This is a genomic window from Candidatus Protofrankia californiensis (assembly GCF_900634765.1).
GTDB classification, from domain to species: Bacteria; Actinomycetota; Actinomycetes; order Frankiales; family Frankiaceae; genus Protofrankia; species Protofrankia californiensis.
On sequence record NZ_CAAAFT010000062.1, the window covers coordinates 1 to 3,291 of the forward strand.

The window sequence follows — 3,291 nt, forward strand, 5'->3', positions numbered from 1 at the left end:
GGGGCTCGGTGGCGAGGGGTGGCGGATCTCCGGCGTGGGCGGGTGGTGATGGCCGCCGTCCGGAAGCCGATCTGGGAAGTACGGGAGGTCCAGGTCTGTGGGTCACTGGATAGCCAAAGGCGGCGCGATCATGTTTCTTTCGCGCTGCCGGAGGCCCTGGTCTGTGGGTCATTACGGGCTCGTGGTCCCGTGTGCCTCCGATGTCCTTTTATTGACAATAGGTAATCATCGCGCTACTGTGACGTGCCGAAATTGCCGATCCTCGCACATACCGATACCCCGCTCGCAGCGGTTCCGGAGAGCTTGCGTAGGGTTTCGACCATGACCGGGGACGCAACTGCAACAGCAACGAGGGGGGCTTCCCTACTCGTCGCCGAGGATGACGAAGCTTCTCGGGTTGCGCTTGCCCGCAGCCTTGAACGGTTCGGCTATCGGGTGCTGGAGGCGGCTGACGGGGAGACCGCGCTCAAGCTTTTCCAGACGACCGAAGTCGACCTTGTGGTGCTTGATGTCGCGATGCCGCGCATGGACGGCTTCGCTGTGCTGAGCAGACTGCGGCAGACCAGCGAAGTACCTGTGATCATGTTGACTGGCCGGGCCGAAGAGGTTGACCGGGTCGTCGGTCTGGAACTCGGAGCCGACGACTACGTGGTCAAGCCGTACTCCCTGCGGGAACTCGTCGCACGGGTGCGGGCCAGGTTGCGCCGCCGCCCCGTCGAGCCGCCGCCGCAGCGCACCGGTGATGGAAACGACCCGCTCGTCTACGGAGACGTTTCCATCGACCTGCGTGCCCGTGAGGTCGCGGTCGCGGGTGAGCGCATCGATCTCACCGCGCGTGAATATGAGCTGCTCGCTTTCCTGGCGAGCCACCCCCGCCGGGTTTTCAGCCGTGAGGAGCTGCTGGAACAGGTTTGGGGTACGCGTTTCCAGGATCCGGCAACCGTCACCGAGCATGTCCGTCGGGTACGGACCAAGGTCGAGGGGCGCCCACCGCAGCGTCGACTTGTCACAACTCTGCGTGGTATGGGATACCGCTTCGACCCGTGATCCCGTCTCTTCCCGAGGGCTGTGGGTTACAGCGGTGGGGTTGCTATCCGGGCGGGGACGTCTCGGGAGCCTGCACGCCGCTCTCTGCGTCGCCGCTCTCTGTGTTGCGGGACGCCTGCCGGCGAAGGCGGCGTCGGGTCCGGGCGTTGTCCGAGGCCGGCGCCGCTGGGGTTGAGGTGGTCGGGGTTGCCGTAGCCGGGCTCGAGGCGGCCGGGGCCTGTGCGATCAGTGGTGGCGCTGCCGGGCTGGGCACCATGTGGTGTGCCAGGCCCGGTGTGCCCTTGTCGCCGTCCGGACCTTCGGCAGTGTCCGGCCATCCCGGGCCGCCTGCTTCACCGGCGGTTGCAGCCGCCGCGGGACGGGCCGCCTCGTACTCCTTGCGTGAGCCACAGACGCTCGCCCTGCTGCACGCGCATCGCCCGCCACCGGCGTCCAGCTTGACCACAACCTGATCGCGCGGTACGTCGTGGGAGACGACCCGCCCGTCACCGTCGGGGGTGCTCACCCGGGCGCCCACAGCTGGAACATCGGCCTTGAACTGTTCGTACAGCGGATGTTCGTAACGCAGGCAGCACATCAGCCGGCCACAGGCACCGCTTATCTTCATGGGGTTGAGGGGGAGATCCTGGTCCTTGGCCATCCGGATGCTGACCGGTTCGAAGTCCGTGAGGAATGTGGCGCAGCACAGGTCACGCCCGCAGGAACCGATTCCGCCCTGGATGCGCGCGCTGTCCCGAGCGGAGAGCTGGCGCAGGTCTATCCGGGCCGTGAGCGTCCGGGCGAGATCACTTACAAGGCCCCGGAAGTCGACCCGGTGGTCGGCGGTGAAATAGATCGTGAACATGTTCTCGGTCGAGATGTGGTCGACACCCACGACCTTCATGGGCAGGCCGTGTTCGCGGATCAGTCGCTTTGCCGCGACGCGTGCCTGTGCCCGACGCCGCCGGGAGACCGCATGCCGTTCGATGTCGGTCGTTTTCGCCATCCCCACGAGGACCGGCAGCCCTCCGACGTCATCGCTGACCCACTGTGGCGCCCACATGCATTCGGCGACCTCGGGGCCGGCGTCGGTGGGGATGAGAACCTTGTCCCCGACCTTCGGCGAGTATGGCCCGGGGTCAGCGTAGTAGAGCCGTCCACGTGGGGAAAACGTGACCGCGCACATCATCGGCATGCCGTCCGCACCGTCCTCCCGACCGCCGGATCCTGGCTGGAGTGGCCGTCACCTGGCCACCAGTCGACGACGCCTGCCGGGTGACGCAGGTGTGGTGTAGCCGCGACCAGACGCTGCCGTTGCGTCAGCTTACCGCCCGGGACGCGGCGAACCCATGTATGAGCGGGGACGGTTCCGCCTGGTCCCCTGGTCGTTGGTTGCCGGGTCAGCCAAGCCGGACGACGTCCGCGCCGGAGTCGGCCGGCAGCCGGTAGAGCGCGTAGGGAACCGAGATCACCGGTCTGGCGACGTTGCGCACCGGTGTTCCCCCGGGGGTGGTACCCAGTTCACAGCCATAGTGGGCATGTCCGTGAACGGCCAGCGTAACCCGCGAGGTGGACGAGTCGATGGCGGCGGCCAGGTGGTGGCTGCCAAGGAACGGGAACAGTTCGAGCGACTCGCCGGCGAGGGTGCCGGGCACGGGTGCATAGTGCGTGAGCGCGATCGTCAGTTCGGTGTCGAGGCTGTTGACGGCCTGCGCGAGGGTCCGGGCGGTCTGTTGGCCATGGCGGGCAAATGCCTTCATTTCGTCCTCACCGAAGATCTCCGCGCTGCGCCCGGTAAAACCACCGGCGAACCCCTTCGCACCGGCGATGCCGATCGTGGTCCCGCTGGCGCGTATGGTCACCGCCGATCCCTCGAGCACAGTGATCCCGACGCCAGTGAGCATCCCGGTGATTCTGCCCTGCTCGCCCGCGTCGTAGTCATGGTTGCCCAGGACGGCGACGATCGGCAGGTCGAGGCTGCCGAACACCTCGCACACGGCGTCCGCCTGGGTGATCTCACCGTCGTTGGTGAGATCACCGGCGAGTAGCAGGACGTCGGCGGCTGCCGCCGCACCCTCGAAGACGGGGCGCAGGCGCGGTCCGGTTCCTGCTCGGATGTGCAGGTCTCCGACTGCGGCGATCACGACCATGCCGACATCTCACCTTTCATGACCCGGTAGTTCATGACCCGGCGGTCCGGGGGAGGGTAGACAGTCGGAGCATCGGAGCATCGGAGCATCGGAGCATCGGAGCATCGGAGCATCG

At 66.9% G+C, this 3,291-nt stretch carries 3 protein-coding genes; 1 reads left to right on the forward strand and 2 read right to left on the reverse strand.

Going from position 1 to position 3,291, the window contains the following annotated elements; translation table 11 throughout:
• Positions 1-321: 321 nt before the first annotated feature.
• Positions 322-1,047, forward strand: a complete 726-nt coding sequence (locus DD1DGNOD_RS03675; protein ID WP_131765250.1) for a response regulator transcription factor — start codon at positions 322-324, stop codon at positions 1,045-1,047.
• 43 nt (positions 1,048-1,090) lie between these two features.
• On the opposite strand, the gene DD1DGNOD_RS03680 is transcribed toward DD1DGNOD_RS03675, so the two are convergent.
• Complete coding sequence (locus tag DD1DGNOD_RS03680) at positions 1,091-2,221, reverse strand: PSP1 domain-containing protein (RefSeq protein ID WP_131769445.1); 1,131 nt, start codon at positions 2,219-2,221, stop codon at positions 1,091-1,093.
• Between the two features lie 205 nt (positions 2,222-2,426).
• Positions 2,427-3,176, reverse strand: coding sequence for a metallophosphoesterase family protein (locus DD1DGNOD_RS03685; protein WP_131765252.1), 750 nt, complete (start codon positions 3,174-3,176; stop codon positions 2,427-2,429).
• Positions 3,177-3,291: the final 115 nt, after the last annotated feature.